Raw genomic sequence first — 4480 nt, forward strand, 5'->3', positions numbered from 1 at the left:
TGCATGCTTTGGCTGCGGTGGGGTAGAAGAGCTGCAGCTCAATGGCAGGCGGCGGCTTCTTCCTCCTCGATGCGGGGATAGAAGTCATGGTCTTCGCGCTGCATGCGCTCGAACACCCGGCGCAGCACCACGTTGGCCTCATTGCGGAAATCCTGCGCATCGCGGCGCACGTTCTCGGCCGTGTTCCAGCGGCGCGCGAAGGCGTCGTAGGCGCTGGCAATCGAGGCCATCTCGCTCTGGTACTGGCGGCCCAGGCGCGCCAGTTCCACATTGCCGCCGCGCTGCAGCGCGGGATACAGCACCTGATCTTCCACGGCCAGGTGCAGCTTGATGGTGCCGCTCATCGCCACAATGCCCTGGGCGATGGCCGTGGCGTTGGCCTCCACGCCTGCGTGGGCCAGGGCACGCAAGGTGGCGATGCTGCGCAGGATGTCGGTGTGCTGGTGCTTGAATTTTTCGAGGTTCATGGACAGTCCTTGTGGGATGAATGAAGGACCTGCGCTGCCGCCGAGGGGGGTGGTGGCGCGCGGCGCAGGTCGGTGGCGTATCAGCGGCGGGTCTCCGCGAGGTAGGCGCCAGCGTTGGCAGCAGGGGCCCGCGAGCCAAACACGCCGCTCACCACCTGCCAGGCCATGGCCAGCGCGCCGACAATGAAGACCACGTCGCCGAAGGTGCGCACCCAGCGCAGCGTCTGGATGAAAGGCTGCTGCATGAAGGCCTCACCCCGGGCGTACCACAGGCCTTCGCTCACGCTGGCGTAGAACTGGAACAAGCCGATGGGCAGCAGGCTGGTGGCGATCATCAGCACCAGGCCGGCATTGAGCCACCAGAAGCCCGTTGTCATGAGCCGCTCACTGAACACCAGCTGCGGCCGGATGTAGCGCAGCACCAGCAGCGTGAAGCCCAGCGCCAGGAAGCCATACACCCCGAACAGCGCGGCGTGGGCATGCACCGGCGTGGTGTTCAGGCCCTGCACGTAGTACAGCGAGATGGGCGGGTTGATCATGAAGCCGAAGACACCCGCGCCCAGCATGTTCCAGAAGGCCACGGCCACGAAACACATCAGCGGCCAGCGCAGACGGGCCATCCAGGGCGTGCGGTGCTGCAGCCGCCAGTGTTCCCAGGCTTCGTGGCCCAGTACGACCAGCGGCACCACTTCGAGCGCGCTGAAGGCTGCGCCCACGGCCATCACCGGGGTGGTGGTGCCTGCAAAGTACAGGTGGTGGAAGGTGCCGGGCACACCACCCAGCATGAACAGCGAGGCCGAGGCCAGGCTGGCCGTGGTGGCCATGCGCATCGACACGAGCCCCAGCGTCGAGAAGATGAAGGCGAGCGCCGTGGTGGCGAAGACTTCGAAGAAGCCCTCCACCCACAGGTGCACCACCCACCAGCGCCAGTACTCCATCACCGACAGGTGGGTGCGTTCGCCGTAGAAGAAACCCGCGCCGTAGAACAGGCCGATGGCTACCACCGACGCCGTCAGCAGCGCCAGCAGGTTCTTGTCGCCGCCGGGGGTGCGCAGCGCCGGCACAATGCCGCGCAGCATGAGCACCAGCCAGAAGGCGATGCCGGTGAACTTGCCGATCTGCCACAGGCGGCCCAGGTCCACGTATTCATAGCCCTGGTGGCCCAGCCAGAAGTTCCACTCGGGCGGCATGATCTGCGCGATGGCCAGGTAGTTGCCCGTGAACGAGCCCACGACCACCACGACCAGCGCCCAGAACAGGATGTCCACACCGAGCTTCTGGTAAGCCGGGTCCTTGCCGCCGTTGATGAGCGGCGCGAGGAACAGGCCGGCCGCCAGGAAGCCCGTGGCGATCCAGAACAGCGCGCTCTGGATGTGCCAGGTGCGCACCAGCGAATACGGGAACCACTGTGACACGTTGATGCCGTAGAACTGCTGGCCTTCCACCGTGTAGTGCGCGGTGAAGCCGCCCAGCAGCACCTGAAAGCTGAACAGCGCAACGATGAGGAACAAATACTTGCCCAGCCCGCGCTGCGAGGGCGTGAGCGGCACGCGCGAGAGCGGGTCGTGCAGGGGTGGCGTGGGTTCCACCTCGTCGTGCTTGCGCAGGAAGGACCAGCCCCACACGAGGAAGCCCACGCCCGCCATCATCACGACCACGCTCATCACCGACCAGACCATGTTCTCAGCGGTGGGTTGGTTGCCGATAAGCGGCTCGTGGGGCCAGTTGTTGGTGTAGGTGGCCGTTGTGCCGGGGCGCTCGGTGGCGGCGGCCCAGGCCGTCCAGAAGAAGAAACCCGTCATCTGCGCGCGCCGCTCGGCGCTGGGCAGGGTGTTCTCCTTCATGGCGAAGTGCTCGCGGGTCTTGTGCAGCGCGGGCACGTCGCTGAAAAGCTGGTCGTAGTACAGCGCGGTCATCGCGATCGCGTCGGCCCGCACCGAGGACACCGTGGCCACGCCCGTCTCGGGGTTGTAGGTGTTGGTGCGGTACTCGGTCTTCAGGCGGTCGCGCAGCACGGCCTGGGCGGCGGCGTCCAGCTCGGCAAAGGGCTTGCCGTGCGCACGCTCAGCGGCGACGTCAAGCCAGTTGAGCAGCTCGCGGTGCAGCCAGTCGGCCGTCCAGTCGGGTGCCTGGTAGGCGCCATGGCCCCAGATGGAGCCCAGCTGCATGCCCCCCACCGACTGCCACGCGGTCTGGCCGTCGAGGATGCTGTCGTGGGTGTAGAGAACTTCGCCTCCGGCCGTGGAGATCTTCGCGGGGATGGGCGGCGCGGTGCGGTAGACCTCGGCGCCGTAGTAGCCCAGCAGGCTGAAGGTGACGATGAGCACGCCGATCAGCGTGAACCAGAGCTTGCGGTAGTTACCCATGGCGGGCCTCCTGCTTCAACAGAACAACAACGAAGGGGCGGCGCCAGCGTGCGCTGGCGGCGTGGGGTCGGGGTCTTGTGGTCATGGCTTTTTGGAACGGGTGAATCGGTGTCACTGCCCACATCGCAAGCGCCGGGCCAGGGCTGCAGGCCTATCAAATCAACCACTTACACCGGTCATGGTTTTTTTGACCCTTCTCAAATGGGGTCTAATTCACCCATTGAAGGTAAATATCACCATGGACCATAGCCCCCTGCTGGCCGACCTGGCCACCGACCTGCCCCAGGCTGTGCGCCTGCAGCGGCTGGTGGACCACCTGCGCACCCGCTTTCACTGCGGCGCCGTGGCCCTGCTGCAGCTGGAGGAAGACCACCTGCGCCCCGTGGCCGTGGAGGGCCTGGTGCGCGAGGCGCTGGGCCGGCGCTTTGTGGTCAGCCAGCACCCCCGGCTCGCGGCCATCCTGGCGCGGCGCGAGGTGACCTGCTTCGACCACGACAGCACCCTGCCCGACCCCTACGACGGCCTGCTCGACACCCTGGTGGGCGAGCCCCTGCCCGTGCACGACTGCATGGGCGTGAGCCTGTGGGTGGACGGCCAGCCCTGGGGTGTGCTGACGCTCGACGCACTGCAGACCGGCACCTTTGGCGAGGCCGCACGTGCTGCGCTGGCCGACTGCAAGGTGCTGGTGGAGGCGGCCGTGCGCATCTCGCGGCTGGAGCGCGAGGTGCAGGCGCTGCGCAGCGCCCCCCACACCCGCAGCGCAGACGACGAGCGCACCACCCGCGCGGGCGATGGCGACATGGAGATCGTCGGCCAGAGCGAGCCCCTGCTGCGCCTGCTGCACGAGCTGGAGGTGGTGGCGGGCTCGGACCTGCCCGTGTTGCTGCTGGGTGAGACCGGCGTGGGCAAGGAGCTGTTCGCGCGCCTGCTGCACCGCCAGTCCACGCGCCGCACCAAGCCCCTGGTGCACGTGAACTGCGCGGCGCTGCCCGAGTCCCTGGCCGAGAGCGAACTCTTTGGCCACGTGCGCGGTGCTTTCTCCGGCGCGGTGGCCGACCGGCCCGGGCGCTTCGAGGCGGCCGAAGGCGGCACGCTGTTCCTTGATGAGGTGGGCGAGTTGCCGCTGGCGGTGCAGGCCAAGCTGCTGCGCACGCTGCAGAACGGCGAGATCCAGCGCCTGGGCGCCGACCGACCGCGCCGCGTGGACGTGCGCGTGATCGCCGCCACCAACCGCAACCTGCGCGACCAGGTGCGCGACGGTGCGTTTCGCGCCGACCTGTACCACCGGCTGTCGGTGTACCCGGTGCCCATCCCGCCGCTGCGCGAACGGGGCAACGACGTGCTGCTGATTGCTGGCCGCTTCCTGGAACTCAACCGCGCGCGCCTGGGCCTGCGCAGCCTGCGCTTGTCGGCCAGCGCACAGGACGCACTGCGCCGCTACCCCTGGCCCGGCAACATCCGCGAGCTGGAGCATGTGATCAGCCGCGCCGCCCTCAAGGCCCTGAGCCGGGGCGTGAACCGGGCTGACATCGTGACGCTGGAGCCCGCGCTGCTCGACCTGGCCGCGTCGGCGTCCAGGTCGAGCAGCGCGGGCTCCAGCGTCACGATGTCAGCCCGGTTCACGCCCCGGCTCAGGGCCTTGAGGGC

3 protein-coding genes are annotated in these 4480 nt (G+C 68.0%); 1 reads left to right on the forward strand and 2 read right to left on the reverse strand.

All coding sequences use genetic code 11. The annotated features are described in order from the left end of the window. Nucleotides 1-38: 38 nt before the first annotated feature. Together DBR23_RS26445 and DBR23_RS26450 are read right to left on the reverse strand one after the other, a co-directional pair. Nucleotides 39-467, reverse strand: coding sequence for a hemerythrin domain-containing protein (locus DBR23_RS26445; protein WP_108500077.1), 429 nt, complete (start codon nucleotides 465-467; stop codon nucleotides 39-41). An 80-nt stretch (nucleotides 468-547) separates the two neighbouring features. After that, complete coding sequence (locus DBR23_RS26450) at nucleotides 548-2833, reverse strand: nitric-oxide reductase large subunit (RefSeq protein ID WP_108500078.1); 2286 nt, start codon at nucleotides 2831-2833, stop codon at nucleotides 548-550. Nucleotides 2834-3071: 238 nt separating this feature from the next. On the opposite strand from DBR23_RS26450, the gene norR reads away from it, so the two are divergent. Next, nucleotides 3072-4480, forward strand: a 1409-nt coding sequence (norR, locus tag DBR23_RS26455) for a nitric oxide reductase transcriptional regulator NorR (RefSeq protein WP_233250764.1), incomplete at its 3' end; no start/stop codon positions are given.

The sequence above is a fragment of the Acidovorax sp. HMWF018 genome (assembly GCF_003061035.1).
GTDB lineage: Bacteria > Pseudomonadota > Gammaproteobacteria > Burkholderiales > Burkholderiaceae_C > Acidovorax > Acidovorax delafieldii.